Annotated in this window: 10 protein-coding genes; 9 read left to right on the top strand and 1 reads right to left on the bottom strand. The window is 70.7% G+C overall.

Annotated elements, in window-relative coordinates; translation table 11 throughout:
- Positions 1–213 precede the first annotated feature (213 nt).
- From ACIBO1_RS17200 to ACIBO1_RS17190, 3 genes are read left to right on the top strand one after another with little or no spacing between them, the layout of a single operon-like run.
- Positions 214–1,029 (top strand): carbohydrate ABC transporter permease, encoded by an 816-nt coding sequence (locus ACIBO1_RS17200; RefSeq protein WP_396747291.1) that lies wholly within the window; start codon positions 214–216, stop codon positions 1,027–1,029.
- Positions 1,029–1,856, top strand: a complete 828-nt coding sequence (locus ACIBO1_RS17195) for a carbohydrate ABC transporter permease (protein ID WP_396747288.1) — start codon at positions 1,029–1,031, stop codon at positions 1,854–1,856. The genes ACIBO1_RS17200 and ACIBO1_RS17195 overlap by 1 nt, the downstream gene beginning before the upstream one ends.
- Position 1,857: 1 nt before the next feature.
- Complete coding sequence (locus ACIBO1_RS17190; protein ID WP_396747285.1) at positions 1,858–3,114, top strand: mandelate racemase/muconate lactonizing enzyme family protein; 1,257 nt, start codon at positions 1,858–1,860, stop codon at positions 3,112–3,114.
- A 124-nt stretch (positions 3,115–3,238) separates the two neighbouring features.
- On the opposite strand, the gene ACIBO1_RS17185 is transcribed toward ACIBO1_RS17190, so the two are convergent.
- Positions 3,239–6,784 (bottom strand): ThuA domain-containing protein, encoded by a 3,546-nt coding sequence (locus tag ACIBO1_RS17185; protein WP_396747282.1) that lies wholly within the window; start codon positions 6,782–6,784, stop codon positions 3,239–3,241.
- A 437-nt stretch (positions 6,785–7,221) separates the two neighbouring features.
- On the opposite strand from ACIBO1_RS17185, the gene ACIBO1_RS17180 reads away from it, so the two are divergent.
- From ACIBO1_RS17180 to ACIBO1_RS17155, 6 genes are read left to right on the top strand one after another with little or no spacing between them, the layout of a single operon-like run.
- Positions 7,222–8,733, top strand: a complete 1,512-nt coding sequence (locus ACIBO1_RS17180; protein ID WP_396747279.1) for a sugar ABC transporter ATP-binding protein — start codon at positions 7,222–7,224, stop codon at positions 8,731–8,733.
- Positions 8,730–9,704 carry an ABC transporter permease gene (locus tag ACIBO1_RS17175; RefSeq protein ID WP_396747276.1) on the top strand — a complete coding sequence of 325 codons (975 nt, stop codon included), beginning with the start codon at positions 8,730–8,732 and terminating at the stop codon, positions 9,702–9,704. The genes ACIBO1_RS17180 and ACIBO1_RS17175 overlap by 4 nt, the downstream gene beginning before the upstream one ends.
- A complete protein-coding gene (locus ACIBO1_RS17170) occupies positions 9,701–10,684 on the top strand; it encodes an ABC transporter permease (RefSeq protein WP_396747273.1) in 984 nt (327 codons plus the stop codon). Before ACIBO1_RS17175 ends, ACIBO1_RS17170 begins: the two co-directional genes overlap by 4 nt.
- 11 nt (positions 10,685–10,695) lie before the next feature.
- On the top strand, positions 10,696–11,880 hold the full coding sequence (locus ACIBO1_RS17165; RefSeq protein ID WP_396747270.1) for a substrate-binding domain-containing protein: 1,185 nt from the start codon (positions 10,696–10,698) through the stop codon (positions 11,878–11,880).
- A 7-nt stretch (positions 11,881–11,887) separates the two neighbouring features.
- Positions 11,888–12,739, top strand: a complete 852-nt coding sequence (locus ACIBO1_RS17160) for a sugar phosphate isomerase/epimerase family protein (protein ID WP_396747267.1) — start codon at positions 11,888–11,890, stop codon at positions 12,737–12,739.
- 57 nt (positions 12,740–12,796) lie between these two features.
- Entirely contained in the window at positions 12,797–15,190 is a 2,394-nt protein-coding gene (locus ACIBO1_RS17155) for an RICIN domain-containing protein (protein ID WP_396747264.1), read from the top strand.
- Positions 15,191–15,325 lie beyond the last annotated feature (135 nt).

Here is a 15,325-nt window from a genome sequence, read left to right as displayed (position 1 = left end):
GGGGGGGGCGGGGGCGGGGGGGGGCCCCCGCCCGCCCCCCCGCCCCGGGGGCGGGCGGCGCGCCCGCCCCCCCCCCCCCCGCCGGCGGCGCCCCCCCGCCCCCCCCCCCCCCCCCCCCCCGCGGCGACCGACCGTCGCCGGACCGGTGCGACGCGGGCCGCCGGCCGTCTGCGCTCCGAGCGCCTCGCACCGTACGTCCTGGTCGCCCCCGCCGTGCTGATCATCGTGGTGTTGCGGCTGTATCCGCTGCTGCTCGGCGTCAACTTCTCGTTCACCGGGGACGGGGCGCGCGACGGCACGGCGGTGGGCGTCGACAACTACCGGGAACTGCTGGCCGACCCGCTGTTCCGTACCGCGCTGGGCAACGTCGGGTGGCTGGTGCTGTTGCTGCCGGTGGCGGTGGCGATCCCCGGCCTGCTGGCGACCTTCATCTACCTGCGGGTCCCCGGGCACCGGCTCTACCGCAGCGTCTACTTCTTCCCCGCCGTGCTCTCCCCGGTCATCGTCGGCGCGATCTTCAACCTGCTGCTCGCGGTGGACGGCCCCCTCAACTCCCTCCTCGGCCCGGCCGGTGTCGGCCCGATCGACTGGCTCGGCGACCCGGACATCGCGATGTTCGTCGTGGTCGGCGTGCACGTCTGGGCCACCTTCGGGATGTCCCTGGTGGTCTTCCTCGCCGGCTTCGCGACCCTCGACGCCGCCCTGCTGGACGCCGCCCGGGTGGACGGGGCCTCACTGCCCCAGGTCATCCGGCACGTGATCGTCCCGGGGCTGTCCCGGACCATCCAGTTCGTCTTCGTGACCACGATGATCGGGATGTTGACCTCGATGTTCGGGCTGCTGTTCGTGATGACCAGCGGCGGCCCGGAGGGATCCACCTACCTGCCGGAGTACTACATCTGGATCCAGCAGGGCCAGATGAACCGGCCCGCCCTCGCCTCGGCCGCCTCGACGGTCCTCTTCGTGATCATGCTCGTGGTGGGGCTGGTGCAGATCAAGCTGCTCAGCCGGGCCGGAAGGGAGAACTGATGTCCCGCCTGCGGCCGGGGCGGTGGCTGATCGCCGTCCCGATGCTGGTGCTCGCCCTGGCGACGATCTACCCCCTGCTGTTCACCGCGAACGTGGCGATGAAGACCCGGCGCGACTACATCCTCGACCGCTTCGCCCTGACCGACACGCTGCGCTGGGACAACATCGAGACGGCGTGGAGCAGCGTCGGCATGAGCCGATACTTCGTCAACTCGGTGATCGTGGTGTCGTCGTCGGTGCTCCTGCTGCTCCTGCTCGGCTCGATGGCCGGTTTCGCGCTCAGCCAGATCCGGTTCCGCGGGTCGCGGGCGCTGTTCCTCGGCTGCCTCGCGGGCCTCTTCGTGCCGTTTCAGGTGATCATGGTGCCGCTGGCCCGGATCATGGCCGACACCGCGCTCATCGACACGTACCCCGGGTTGATCATCGTCTACGTCGCCCAGTTCCTGCCGTTCACCGTCTTCCTGATGACCAGCTACTACCGGTCGATCCCGCCGGAGGTCATCGACGCGGCCCGGATCGACGGCAACAGCCTCTACGGCGTGTACCGCCGGATCATGCTGCCGCTGGGCACCCCGGCGCTGCTCTCCGTCGGCATCCTCAACGCCCTGTTCTGCTGGAACGACGTCCTGATGTCACTGGTCATGATGCCCTCGGCCGACCAGCGCACCCTGATGGTGGGCGTGACCTCGCTGCGCGGGCAGTACTCCGACGACATCCCGACCTTCGCCTCCGGGGTGCTGATCGCCGCGCTCCCCGTCCTGCTGGTCTATCTCTTCCTCCAGCGCCAGATCGCCGACGGCGTCGCCGCCGGCTCCACGAAGGGCTGACATGCGGATCACCGGATATCGGACGCTCACCACGGTGCAGGAATGGGGACGTCCCGTCGGTGACGCCAACGGCGTCTTCGCCGACGGGGTGGTGCCGGTGTCGATCGTCGTCGTCGACACCGACGAGGGGATCTCCGGAGTCGGCCTCGGTCCGCACGTGGAGATCGAACGGATCTTCGCGGCCGTCGACGGCGAGGACCCGCGCGCCGTCACGACGCTCTACGACCGGATGCTGCGCCACAGCTTCAAGGCCGGACACGCGGGCACCGTCTTCGGCACCATCGGCGCGCTCGACACCGCCCTCTGGGACATCAAGGCGCAGGCCGCCGGCCAGCCGCTCTGGCGGCTGCTGGGCGGACGCGACCGGCGGGTGCCCGCGTACGCCTCCGGTCTGGACATCGGCCTGACCGACGACGAGCTGGTCGACACCTACCGCGCGTACGCCGCGCACGGGCTGCGCGCCGCCAAGCTCAAGGGCGGTCTGGACATCGCCCGCGACCGGCATCGCCTGGGCCTGGTCGAGCAGGTGCTGACCGAGGCCGGGCACGGACGCCGACCCGGTCTGATGCTCGACGTCAACGAGGCGTGGACCCGCAAGCAGGCCGTCCGCCACGTCGGCGAACTCGAACGCACCCTCGACCTGATCTGGATCGAGGAGCCGGTCCGCCGGTGGGACGCCGAGGGGCTGGCCGCGGTCGGGCGGGGCGTGCGGGCCTCCGTCGCCACCGGCGAGAACCTCACCGGGCTGGAACAGTACCGCCCGCTGATCGCCGCCGGGGCGGTCGACATCGTCCAGACGGCCGCCGTCTGGGGAGTCACCCACTTCCTGCGTACGTCGGCCCTGGCGCACGCCCACGACCTGCCGGTCAGCCCGATCGGCAACAGTCCGGTCGGGCTGCTGCACGCGGCGACGTCGGTGCCCAACCACCTGACCAGCGAGTTGCAGGACCTGCGTCCACCGCTCGGCGTCACGCTCGACCTGCACGTGGAGGACGGTGCCTTCGTCCTCGGCGACGCGCCGGGCCTCGGCGTCCGCGTCGACGAGCGGGCGATCCGCGCCTGCGTCCGGCGTCCGGCGGCCCGCAGCACCGAGGGGCCCGACGTCCGGCCCGTGTCGGCGGGACGGCGACTGCTGCCGGAACACGGCGCTCCGGCACCGACCCGGACGGCGTACCTGCCGACCGGCGCGACGGTGGGCGGCGTGAACGGCCACGGCGGACGTGCCGGCGCACCGCTGGCCGAGTCCGACGGCCGCTGAGCCGCACCGGCGCGCGTACCCCCGGATTCTGTCGACGACCCTGACGGCACGGCGATCGGGACCGGCTCCCGTGGTGCGGAGGCCGGTCCCGACCGCTGTCATCGGCGGGTCAGCGTCGCGGTCGTCAGGCCGCGCCGAACCGCCACTGCTGGTTGGTGCCGCCGTGGCAGGTCCACTGCACCAGCCGCGCGCCGTCGGTGGTGGCGGCGCCGTTGACGTCCAGGCACAGGCCGCTCAGCACGCTGCGGACCGTGTAGACGCCGCTGGTGCCGGTCGCCGTGACGGTGAACTTCTGCTGGTTGCCGGTGCCGCAGGTGGCCTGCTGGAGGAAGGCACCCGCGCTGGTGGACGAGCCGACGATCTCCGCGCACTTGCCGCTGTGCACCGCCTTGAGCGTGACGGCACCGTTGCCGGCGTCGACCGCCTGCCACTTCTGGTTGTTCCCACCACTGGCGGCCCACTGGTGGATCTGGGCGCCGTCGGCGGTGGAGACCCCGTTGACGTCCATCACCTTGCCGCTGTGCTGCGCGGTGAGGGTCCAGGTCCGCCCGGCCACCCCACCGGTGCCGCCGACACCGACCCCCGCACCGCCGAAGGTGTGCGAGTCCAGGTCGAACCAGTTGTTACCGCTGCCCTTGAAGACCAGGTACAGGGTGTGCGTACCGGCCAGGGCGGTGACGTTCACCGGTGGTGTCGACTGGTAGTTGTCCCAGCCGCCGGTGGCCGGCACCGGCGTGGTGGCCAGCAGCGTGCCGGTGGCGGAGCCGGCCCGCAGCTCGATCGTGCCGCCGCCGGACGGTGACGACAACCGGTAGCTGACCGTGGTGATGCCGGAGAGGCTCATCGGGGTGAAGGCCACCCAGTCGTTGTTGGAGATGTCGCCGACCCGCTTGCCGCTCTCCGCCCCGGCCTGGTCGACCACCCGGGTGCCGGACTGGCTGCTGTAGTACTCGGCCTGCTTGTGCTTGGGCTGGAGGATCACCTGTGCGTGCCCGGTCAGCGGTGCGGCCCCGCCCGCCCCACCGTTGTCGGTGTAGCGCGCGTTGAGCACATAGAACAGGTTCGCGCCGTCCGGATGCCCGCCGAGCAGGTCGGTGGGGATGGTGCCGGAGCAGCCGGGCAGGTCGGTGGTCTCGTGCGCGTGGTCGTCGTGCCCGAGCGCCGGGTTGAGGATCACCTTGGAGCAGTCGATCGCCGCCCCACCCGGGTCGGAGACGCTGATCTGGTAGGAGACCCGGTCACCGAAGGTGAGCATGCCGCCGTGCGCCGGGGTGGTGATGGTGACCACCGGAGCGGTGTTGCCGACCGTGATCGCCACGTTGGCGAAGCCGGTCTTGCCGGTGCTGTCGGTGACCTTGAGCTGGGCGGTGTAGTTGCCGTTGGCGGTGTAGACGTGCGAGGGGTTGGCCGCCGTCGACGTGGTGCCGTCACCGAAGGTCCACTGGTAGCTGATCGTGTCACCGGGGTCGGGGTCCGCCGACCCGGCGCTGGAGAACTGCACGGTCAGCGGCGCGTTGCCGCTGGTGGGCGTACCGGTGGCCTTGGCGATCGGGGACCGACCGCCCTGCACGTAGTCGATCCGGTAGAGACCCGAGTCGCTGTTGCCGCCGCCGAAGTTGGTGCCCCACTCCAGCAGGTAGAGCGATCCGTCCGTGCCGAACTCCATGTCCATCGGCTTGTTGAATCGGGTGGTGGGCAGGAAGGCGTTGGTCCGGGTGACCGCCGTCGCCGAGTCGAAGTGCACCTCCTTGAGGTAGCTGCGCGACCACTCGTAGAAGAAGTGGACCCCGTCGTAGTACGGCGGGAACTTCGTCTGCGACGGGTTCGCCGCGTTGTAGCGGTAGACCGGGCCGCCCATCGGCCCCGAGCCGCCGGAGCCCAGCTCCGGGAAGGTGGTCGAGGTGCCGTAGCCGTACCACATGTTCGGCGCGACCACCGGGCGCAGGCTGGTCAAACCGGTGTTGTTGGGGGAGTTGTTGACCGGGGAGGAGCAGTTGAACTTGGCCCCGACCGCACCGGTGTCCGGGTTGTACGGCGCGTAGGGCTGGTTGTCGCCGTGGCAGAAGGGCCAGCCGTAGTTGCCCGGCGTCTTGATCACGTTCAGCTCGACGAGACCCTCGGGGCCACGGTTGGTGGTCGGCGGGTTCCGGTCCGGCCCGTAGTCGGCCAGGTAGACCCAACCGTTGGCCGGGTCGATGGAGAAGCGGAACGGGTTGCGGAAGCCCATCGCGTAGATCTCCGGCCGGGTCTGCGCGGTGCCCTGGGGATAGAGGTTGCCCGACGGGACGGTGTAGCCGCCGCTCGCCGAGGGCCGGATGCGCAGCAGCTTGCCGCGCAGGTCGTTGGTGTTGCCGGCGGTCCGGGCGGCGTCGAGCATGTGCTTGCCCGACCGCCAGTCCAGCGGCGCGTAGCCCTGCCAGTTGGGGTCGAGGTTCGGCGGCACGTCGTCGCCGGTGCCGATGTAGAGGTTGCCGTCCGGGCCGAATTCCATGTACCCGCCGGTGTGGCCGGGCTCCGGGTACGTCCGGTCGCGGTACGCCGGGATGTCGATCACGGTGACCCCGCTGGACATGTTCAATGTGTCACCGCTCAGCGTGTAGCGGGAGACCCGGTTGATGTCCGTGCTGCTGCTGGCGGGCGAGTGGTACAGGTAGACGTACCCGTTGGTGGCGAAGTTCGGGTCCAGGGCCAGCCCGGTGAGGCCGTCCTCACCGCCGGTGTAGACGCTGAGCGTGCCGGCGGTGACGGTGCTGCTCGTACTCGGCTTGAAGATCTTGATCTGGCCGCCGCGTTGGACGTAGATCACCCGACCGTCGGGGGTCACCGCGAGGGCCATCGGGTCGACGGTGTTGGTGTCCAGCGAGCGCTTCTCGAAGTTGCCCCAGACCGTGCCGCCGCAGTCGCCGGGCTCGTTGCCGGCGGCCCATTTCACCCCGCCGAGCACGTGGTTGCGGAAGTGGGTCTCGCTGTAGGACTCGATGGCGTGGCCCATGGCGGTGGCCCAGACCCGACCGCCACCGACGCTGCGGCACCAGGAGATCGGGTGGTCCGGGCCCATCGCCCGGGAACCCGGGTTGTACGTCCGTTCGTCCGCCGTGACCAGCACGTGCACGTCGCCGCGCGGGTTCTTGTCGAAGTTGTACCACTCCTCGCTGCGGTTCCAGCGGTCCGGCAGGGTGGCGGTGGAGGGGTGCTTCTTGTCGGCCACGATCGCGGTGCCGGGCAGGACGCCGGGGGAGTGCTCCGGCATGTGCGCACCGGCGTTGATGGTCTGGTCCCACCACGGGTACTCGCCCTCGATGCCCATGTCGGTGGCGTTGTGGACGGCGACGATTCCCTTGCCGGAGGCGAGGAAACCCTCCACCGCCTGCCGTTGGGCGGCCGAGGTCCAGACCATGCCGGAGGTCTGGAACATCACGAGGACGTCGAAGGTGGCGAGGTTGGCCGGGGTGAACACGGCCGAGTCCTCGCTGTGCACCACCTCGAAGTTGTTGGCCGCCGCCTGCTGCTGGAACATCGTGACGCCGGCGGGGATGGAGTCGTGCCGGTAACCGGCGGTCTTGGTGAACACCAGGGCCCGGAAGGCGGGAGCCGCCGCCGCCGGGTTCACGACCGCGAAGGTCAGTAACAGACCCGCGATCACTCCGATGATGGATGTCGTGCGACGCATGGCGTCTCCTCGTGGGACGGGCGGGGGATGCGGATGGCGCGCCAACGCTTCCGGTGGTGACACACCGTCATGTCGGACTGAGGTGCCGTCGGGTGGGGGTGGGAAGCCGGAGCGCACCATGCATCGATGCCGTCGGATGTTAACGACGCCATGGATGGTGTCTCCGTGTCGGTGCTGGCTCTCGCGCAGGTGTGTCTTTCCTGGTCCGCGCCGATGGGACGGTGCCCGAAAGTCCCTGGCGGGCGGGGGATTGCGAACTCATACCCGAACATCTATCTTCATACGTGTGATGTTTCGGTCGTGTCAAGCGAAAGTTTGCGCACGACAACACGAAGTGCCGCACCTGGATGACAAAACAGTATCGACCATCCACGCTGGAGGATCTCCGGCGTCGGACGGCACCCGATCTTGGCTACTGACCGTGAGGATCTTCGACGATGTCAGACCGGCGTCCGGCGCCCCTGCTCGCGCTGCGGGGAATCAGCAAGTCCTTCCTCGGCGTCCGCGTCCTCGACGGGGTGGGTCTCGACGTCGCCGCCGGTGAGGTGCACGCCGTCGTCGGCGAGAACGGTGCCGGCAAGTCCACCCTGATGAAGATCGTCTCCGGCGGGTACGCCCCCGACGAGGGCACCGTCGAGCTCGACGGCGAGCCGCGCGCCTTCGGCGGCCCACGCGACGCCCAGCGGGCCGGCATCGGCATCATCCACCAGGAGTTCAACCTGCTGCCGGAACGCACCGTCGCGGAGAACGTGTTCCTGGGCCACGAGCCGACGCGCCGTGGCCTGGTCGACCGCCGTCGGATGCGCGAACGCACCCGGCAACTCCTGGCTTCGGTCGGGGAGACCGCCCTGCCGGCCGACGCACCGGTGGGGCGGCTCAGCGTCGCGCAACAGCAGGTCGTCGAGATCGCCAAGGCGCTCGCCCTGGACGCCCGACTCATCATCATGGACGAGCCGACCGCCGCCCTGGCCGACCACGAGGTGACCCTGCTCTACGCCCTGGTGCGCCGGCTCCAGGAACAGGGCATCGGCATCCTCTATGTCTCGCACCGGCTCGCCGAGGTCTTCGACCTCTCCGACCGGATCACCGTCCTCAAGGACGGCCGCCGGGTGACCACCACGGACACCGCCGACACAGGCGCCGACGACCTCGTCCGGCACATGGTCGGCCGCGAACTGTCGCACTACTACCCGCCGCGCGCCGCCCCCGCCGACGTCGGCGCGGTCCGGCTCACCGTGCGTCGGGGCGGGAACCGCAGACTGCGCGACATCGAGCTGGACCTGCGCGCGGGCGAGGTGCTCGGCATCGGCGGGCTCCAGGGCTCCGGCCGCTCCGCCCTGGCCCGGGCCCTGTTCGGGGCCGCCCCGTTCACCACCGGCGAGGTCAGCCTCGACGGCAGACCGGTCCGAGTGCGCTCTCCGCGTGCGGCGATGCGGGCCGGGATCGCCTACGTCACCGAGGACCGCAAGGGCGAGGGCACTCTCGGCCGCCAGTCGGTGCTCGACAACGCGTTGCTGGCCGGTCGGGCCGCCTTCCCGATCCGCTCCGGCCGGGCCGCGCGCACCGCCCGGATCCGGGAACTGCTCGCCGCCGTCGAGGTCCGCGCCGCCGGTGACCACCAGGAGATCCGATTCCTCTCCGGCGGCAACCAGCAGAAGGTCGTACTGGCGCGGTGGCTCGCCCTGAAGCCCCGGGTCCTGCTCTTCGACGAACCCACCCGAGGCATCGACGTGGGCGCGAAGTCGGCGATCCACGACCTGGTCCGCCGCCTCGCCGCAGAGGGCGCCGCCGTGCTGATGATCTCGTCCGACCTGCCCGAGCTGCTCGGCATGAGCGACCGGATCGTGGTCATGCGCGACGGCCGGATCGCGGGCGAACTGCCCGCCGGCAGCCGCGAGGAGGACGTGGTCGGGCTCGCCCTCGGCACGGTACGGGAGACCGCCGCGTGACCACCCCCGCGCTGCTGCCCGCCCGACGCCCGGTGCCCGGCGTGTTCGTGGCCCTCGCGCTCACCCTGACCATCGGCTGGCTGGTCGTCCTGCTCGACGGCGGTCAACTCGTCAACCAGTCGACGACGGTGAGCCTGCTGCACGTCGCCGCCGGACTGGGCTTCGTCGCCGTCGGGCAGACCCTGGTCATCCTCGGCGGCTCGCTCGACCTCTCGGTCGCGTACGTGGTCAGCCTGAGCACGCTGGTCGCCGCCGAGGCGATGGCCGGTCGGGACAGCGCGATGCTGCCCGCGATCGGCCTGACGCTGCTGGTCTGCGCCGGGATCGGGCTGCTCAACGGCCTGCTCGTCACCGCCGGGCGGATCAACGCGTTCATCGCGACGCTCGGCGTCGGGCTGCTGCTCAAGGGGTACCTCGACAACGGGTACGCCGGCCCGGCCGGCACCACCTCGCCGCCCCTCGTGCAGACCCTCGGCTACCAGCGCGTCGGTCCGGTGCCGGTGGCCTTCCTGCTGCTGCTCCTGGTGGCCGGGGCGGCCTGGTTCGCGCTGGCCCGGACCAGGTTCGGCCACCATCTGCTCGCCGTCGGCGGTGACGAGGAGGTCGCCCGGCTCTCCGGGGTACGCACCGAACGGGTGCGGGTCACCGCGCACGTGCTCTGCTCGCTCTGCGCCGGGATCGCCGGCATCTATCTCGCCAGCCGGCTCGGCTCGGGTGCGCCCCGCGTCGGCTCGGAGGGCCTCTACGACCTGGAGTCGATCGCCGCCGTGGTGATCGGCGGCACCGCGCTGGCCGGTGGCCGGGGCGGCGTGGTCGGCACGGTCGGCGGCGTGCTGCTGCTCGCCACCATCGACGCCGTCTTCAACCAGCTCGCCGTCGACGCGTTCGCCAAGCAGGTGGTCCGGGGCGTGATCATCATCGCGGCGGTGGCCGTCTACGCCCGTCGGACCATGCGGAAGGCGGCCGGGTGAGCACGCAGACCCTCCGGCGTCGGCTCCAACCGGCGCAGTGGACCCGGCCCGGTGGCCTGGCGCCGATCCTCGCGATCCTGGTGGTGCTGCTGGTCCTGATCACCGTCCGCCAGCCCGACTTCCTCAGCCCACCGTCGCTGATGTCGTTCCTCGGCCGCTCCGCGCCGATCATCCTGCTCGCCGCCGGACAGTACTTCGTGATCGTCTGCGGCGAGTTCGACCTCTCCGTCGGCGCCCTGGTCACCGCGCAGGTGGTGGTGGCCGCCCGACTGATCGACAGCGACCCGACGCGGACCTGGCCGGTGGTGCTGGTGCTGCTCGTCGGCGGCGCGCTCGTCGGGCTGGTCAACGGCCTGGTCACCACCCGGCTCGGGGTGCCCTCGTTCGTCACCACCCTCGGCATGTTCCTGATCCTCGTCGGCGCGGTCTACCTCTGGTCCGACGGGGCGCCGAAGGGCGGGCTCACCGAGGAGTTCCGGCAGTACGGCCGGCGCGCCTTCGAGGACGTGCCGCTGCTCGGCCGCGTCCCGTACGCGCTGGTGATCCTGGCGGTCGTCGCCACCGTGGCGGTGCTGCTGACCCGCGCCGACTTCGGGCGGATCCTGGTCGCCGTCGGCGACAACCCGCGCACCGCCCGGCTCAGCGGGGTACGCGTCTGGCGTACCCGCACCGCCGCGTTCGTCCTCAGCGGCCTCGCGGCGGCGGTCGCGGCGATCCTGATCGGCGGCTACAGCGGGGTCTCCTTCCAGGCCGGTGCCGGCCTGGAGTTCGGTGCCATCACCGCCGTGGTCCTCGGCGGTGTGGCGCTGGGCGGCGGCCGGGGTTCGGTCGTCGGCGCGATGCTCGGTGCCACCACCCTCGAACTGCTCTTCGCGCTCATGAACTTCTACGGCATCTCGGGCGCGCTCCGCCCGGCGGTCCAGGGCGTCATCATCCTGGTCGCCGTGGCGGTCGCGGCCCGACGGTCCACGTCCAGATAAAGGGGATCCCGATGAAACGCTCTCTGGCCGCGCTCGGCGCGGTGACACTGCTGGCCCTCGCCGGGTGCGCCACCGACCAACCGGTGGCGAACCCGTCCGGTGCCTCGTCCGCGCCCGCCGGGGCCGGCACCGGCGAGCAGTCCTCCTTCTTTGAGCAGGCCGCCTACGACGCCGAGTTGGCCCTGTTGCAGGCCACGCCGACCGGCCCGGCGGACAAACCGTGGGAGCAGGCGCTCGATCCGGCGATGGTGGACACCGCCTCGTTCAAGAAGGCCGGGCCGCACCGCATCTGCTTCTCCAACGCCGCGCTGAACAACCCCTGGCGTCAGGTCGGCTACAAGACCATGCAGGCCGAGGTGGCCGCACAGGGAGACCGGATCGCCGAGTTCGTGCACGTGGAGGCCGAGGGCAAGGACCAGAAGCAGATCGCCGACATCAACGACCTGCTCGGCCGCGACTGCGACGCCCTGATCGTCTCGCCGAACACGACCGCCACCCTCACCCCGGCGGTGGAGGCCGCCTGCCGCACCGGCCTGCCGGTGATCGTCTTCGACCGTGGCGTCGACACGGACTGCCCGGTGACCTTCATCAACCCCATCGGCGGGTACGGCTTCGGCCACGTGGGCGCCGAGTTCGTCAGCCAGCGGATGAAGCCCGGCGGCAAGCTGCTCGCGCTGCGCATCCTGCCCGGCGTCGACGTGCTGGAGACGCGCTGGGCGGCGGCGAAGGTCGCGTTCGACAAGGCGGGCGTGGACGTCGTCGGCGTCGAGTTCACCGACGGCGACCCGGCCAAGACCAAGAAGATCGTCGACGACTACCTCCAGCGGTACGGCACCATCGACGGCGTCTGGATGGACGCCGGTGCGGTCGCCGTCGCGGCGGTGGAGGCGTTCCAGGACGCCGGCAAGCCGGTGCCGCCGATCAACGGCGAGGACCAGCTCGACTTCCTCAAGGTGTGGAAGGAGGCCGGGCTGACCGCCATCGCGCCGACCTACCCGACCTATCAGTGGCGCACGCCGATCATCGCCGCCCTGCGGATCCTCGACGGCGAGCAGGTCTCCGACCCGTGGAAGCTGCCGCAGCCGACCATCACCCAGGAGAACCTGGACAGCTACCTCGACCCGGACATGCCGCCGCTGCACTACGCGATGTGCGGCTGCACCGACCTGCCCGGGTACCCCCAGCGCTGGAAGTAGGCCATCGGTGTACGAGATCGGCGTCAACCCCTGGGTGTGGGCCTCACCGGTCGACGACGCGGCCCTGGCCGAGTTGGTGCCCCGGATCGCCGGCTTCGGCTTCGACGCGGTCGAGCTGCCGATCGAGCAGCCCGGGGACTGGGACCCGGTCCGGACCCGGGATCTGCTCGCGGCGCACGGGCTGAGTGCGGCAGGTGTCTGCGCCGTCACCCCGCCCGGCCGGGACCTCGTCGACGCCGCACCGGCGGTGGTGGCGGCCACCGTGGCGTACCTGAAGGGCTGTGTGGACAGCGCGGCGGCCGTCGGCGCGCCGAGCGTCGGCGGTCCGGTCTACGCCTCGGTGGGCCGGACCTGGCGGATGACGGCGGCCGAGCGCACCGCCTGTTACGCGGACTTTCGCCGGGCACTGGCGCCGGTCGCCGACTACGCCGGTACGCGGGGCGTCTCCATCGGAGTGGAGGCGCTCAACCGGTACGAGACCAGTGTGGTCAACACGATCGACCAGGCGGTGGACCTGATCGACGGTCTGCCGTCGAACGTCGGCTTGATGATCGACACGTACCACATGAACATCGAGGAGGCCGACCCGTACGGCGCGCTCGCCGTCGCCGGCCCGTACATCAAGCACGTCCAGGTCAGTGGCACCAACCGGGGTGCTCCCGGCAGTGACCACCTGGACTGGCCCCGGCTGTTCGCGGTGCTGGCCGGCACCGGCTACCGGGGTGCGGTCTGCATCGAGTCGTTCACCGCCGAGAACGAGACGATCGCCACCGCTGCGTCCATCTGGCGTCCCCTCGCCCCGTCGCCGGACCGGCTCGCTCTCGACGGGCTGGCCTACCTGCGCGGGCTCCTGGGCTGAGCCGCGCCCATTCGCAGGATCACCACCACCACCCGTCCCAGCCGAAGGAGACCTCCCGTGTCCGGACCGCCTCGTCCCTCCACACCCAGACGGGTGCTGGCCGCGGTGACCACGGTGGCGCTCACCAGCGTGCTCACCGCCACCGTCGTGGCCACCACCGCCGCCCCGGCCCTCGCGGCCACCACCACCCTGTACGCCTCACCGACGGGCAGCGGCAGCGCGTGCAGCGCCGCCGCGCCGTGTTCGTTGACCGGCGCGCAGACCGCCGTCCGCGCTCTGAACAGCGCGATGTCCGGCGACATCGTGGTGCAACTGGCCGACGGGACCTACCGGCTCACCGCGCCGCTGCGCTTCACCGCCGCCGACTCCGGCACCAACGGATACCGCGTGCTGTGGCAGGCCGCCCCGTCGGCCCGCCCGGTGATCAGCGGCGCCCGCGCGGTCACCGGCTGGTCCCTCGTGGACGCCGGACGCAACATCTGGCGGGCCAACGTCGGCGCCGGACTGGACAGCCGGCAGCTCTACGTCGACGGTGCCGTCGCCACCCGGGCGCGTACCCAGGTCAACCGGGCCGACTTCACCGCCGACAGCACCGGGATGCGGTTCACCAGCAGCGCGCTGGGCTACCTCAACAACCTGGCCAATCAGAGCCGCATCCAGATGGAGAGCGTCAACTCGTTCACCGACCGGTACGTGTCGGTGCAGAGCATCAGCGGCAACCAGATCCGGATGCAGCAACCCGGCTGGAGCAACAACAACTTCGGGTACGACACCTTCACCAGCCCGCACCGGGCCGGGCCGCTGTACCTGAGCAACGCCTACGAGTTCCTGGACACGCCGGGGGAGTGGTATCTCGACCCGGGCAGCGGTGCGCTGTCCTACATCCCGCTGGCCGGGCAGAACATGAGCACCGCCCGGGTGGAGCTGCCGACGGTGCAGTCCCTGATCCAGATCGGCGGCACGTACGCGGCTCCGGCCCACCACCTCACGTTCAGCGGGGTCACTGTCACCGGCACGAGCTGGCTCGGTGCCAGCAGCAACCAGGGCTACGTGGACCAGCAGACCGGCGCGTACATCGCCGGGAACTGGAGCTGGCCCGCCTTCACGTCCTGCCACAACGGCTGCCCGCAGTTCGAGGCCACCCGCCCGAACTGGCAGCAGATGCCGGCCGCCGTGCAGATCTCGGCCGCCAACAACGTCACCTTCATCGACTCCTCGTTCGTCAACCTCGGTCAGACCGCCATCGGCATCGGCAACGACGCGAACGCCCACGGCAGCGGGGTCGGCCTCGGGGCCAGCAACATCACCATCACCCGGTCCGAGATCGCCCGCAACGTGGCCGGTGGCATCGTCGTCGGTGGCGTACGCGCCGACGCCCACCACCCGAGCGACCAGCGCATGGTCAACCGGGACATCACCATCAGCAACAACCGGTTGCACGACCTGGGCATCGAGTACCGGGGCATCGTCTCGGTGCTGACCACGTACGTCACCAACTCGACCGTCTCGTACAACGAGGTCTACAACATGCCGTACACCGGCATGTCCGTCGGATACGGCTGGGGCTCCAACGACGCCGGGGGCAGCAACCACTACGCCGACCGGGGGCTGTACAACTACCAGCCGCGCTACAGCACCGCCACCACCGCGTCCAACAACCGGGTCATCGGCAACTACGTGCACGACGTCATGCAGCAGATGAACGACGGCGGGTGCATCTACACCCTGTCGGCGAATCCGGGCGGCCTGATCGCCGACAACTACTGCCTGCGGACCAACGGCCACTTCGGGCTCTATTTCGACGAGGGCTCCCGCTACTTCACCGCCCGCAACAACGTCTTCTCGTCGACCGGCACCTGGGCCACCGCCAACTACTGGTACGCCGAGAACATGGGCAACTTCACCGTCACCAACAACTGGTCGACCAACGGCAGCAGCAACGTCACCAACGGCGATCGCGGCAACGTGGTCAACGGCAACGTGACGGTGAGCAACAACAACTGGCCCGCCGGGGCGCAGGCGGTGATGGCGGCGGCCGGTCCGCAGGGCGGTGGCGGTCAGCAGAATGTCCAGCTCGTCGGCGGGCAGTCCGGCCGCTGCCTCGAGATCGGCGGATCGAGCACCACCAACGGCACGCAGGCCCAGCTCTGGGACTGTCACGGCGGCACCAACCAGCGCTGGACGTACACCGCTTCCCGGCAACTCGTGGTGTACGGCACCAAGTGCCTCGACGCGTCCGGCCAGGGCACCGCGAACGGCACCCTGGCGATCATCTGGGACTGCAACGGGCAGGTCAACCAGCAGTGGACGGTCAATCCCAACGGCACGATCACCGGCGCCCAGTCCGGGCTCTGTCTCGACGCCAGCGGGAACGCCACCGCGAACGGCACGAAGGTGCACCTCTGGGCCTGCCACGGCGGCACGAACCAGCAGTGGAACCTGCGTAGCTGAAGACGTCGGGGGGGGGGGGGGCGGGGCCCCCCCCCCCCCCCCCCCCCCCGCCGGGGGGGGGGGGGGGGGCCGCGCGGCCCCCGCCCGCGCCTATTGTTGTGCACCAGAGGTTTAGATGAGAAGAGGGGAGGGGCG

This window comes from Micromonospora sp. NPDC049903 (assembly GCF_044460945.1).
Taxonomy (GTDB): Bacteria; Actinomycetota; Actinomycetes; order Mycobacteriales; family Micromonosporaceae; genus Micromonospora.
Note: the sequence above shows the minus strand (reverse complement) of the source record. Positions and strands in the feature narration are given on the sequence as shown.

Bases quoted from the DNA above. Each gene is read 5' to 3' on its own strand.
- ACIBO1_RS17195 (WP_396747288.1), top strand. From the start codon at position 1,029: ATGTCCCGCCTGCGGCCGGGGCGGTGGCTGATCGCCGTCCCGATGCTG.
- ACIBO1_RS17190 (WP_396747285.1), top strand. From the start codon at position 1,858: ATGCGGATCACCGGATATCGGACGCTCACCACGGTGCAGGAATGGGGA.
- ACIBO1_RS17185 (WP_396747282.1), bottom strand. From the start codon at position 6,784: ATGCGTCGCACGACATCCATCATCGGAGTGATCGCGGGTCTGTTACTG.
- ACIBO1_RS17180 (WP_396747279.1), top strand. From the start codon at position 7,222: ATGTCAGACCGGCGTCCGGCGCCCCTGCTCGCGCTGCGGGGAATCAGC.
- ACIBO1_RS17165 (WP_396747270.1), top strand. From the start codon at position 10,696: ATGAAACGCTCTCTGGCCGCGCTCGGCGCGGTGACACTGCTGGCCCTC.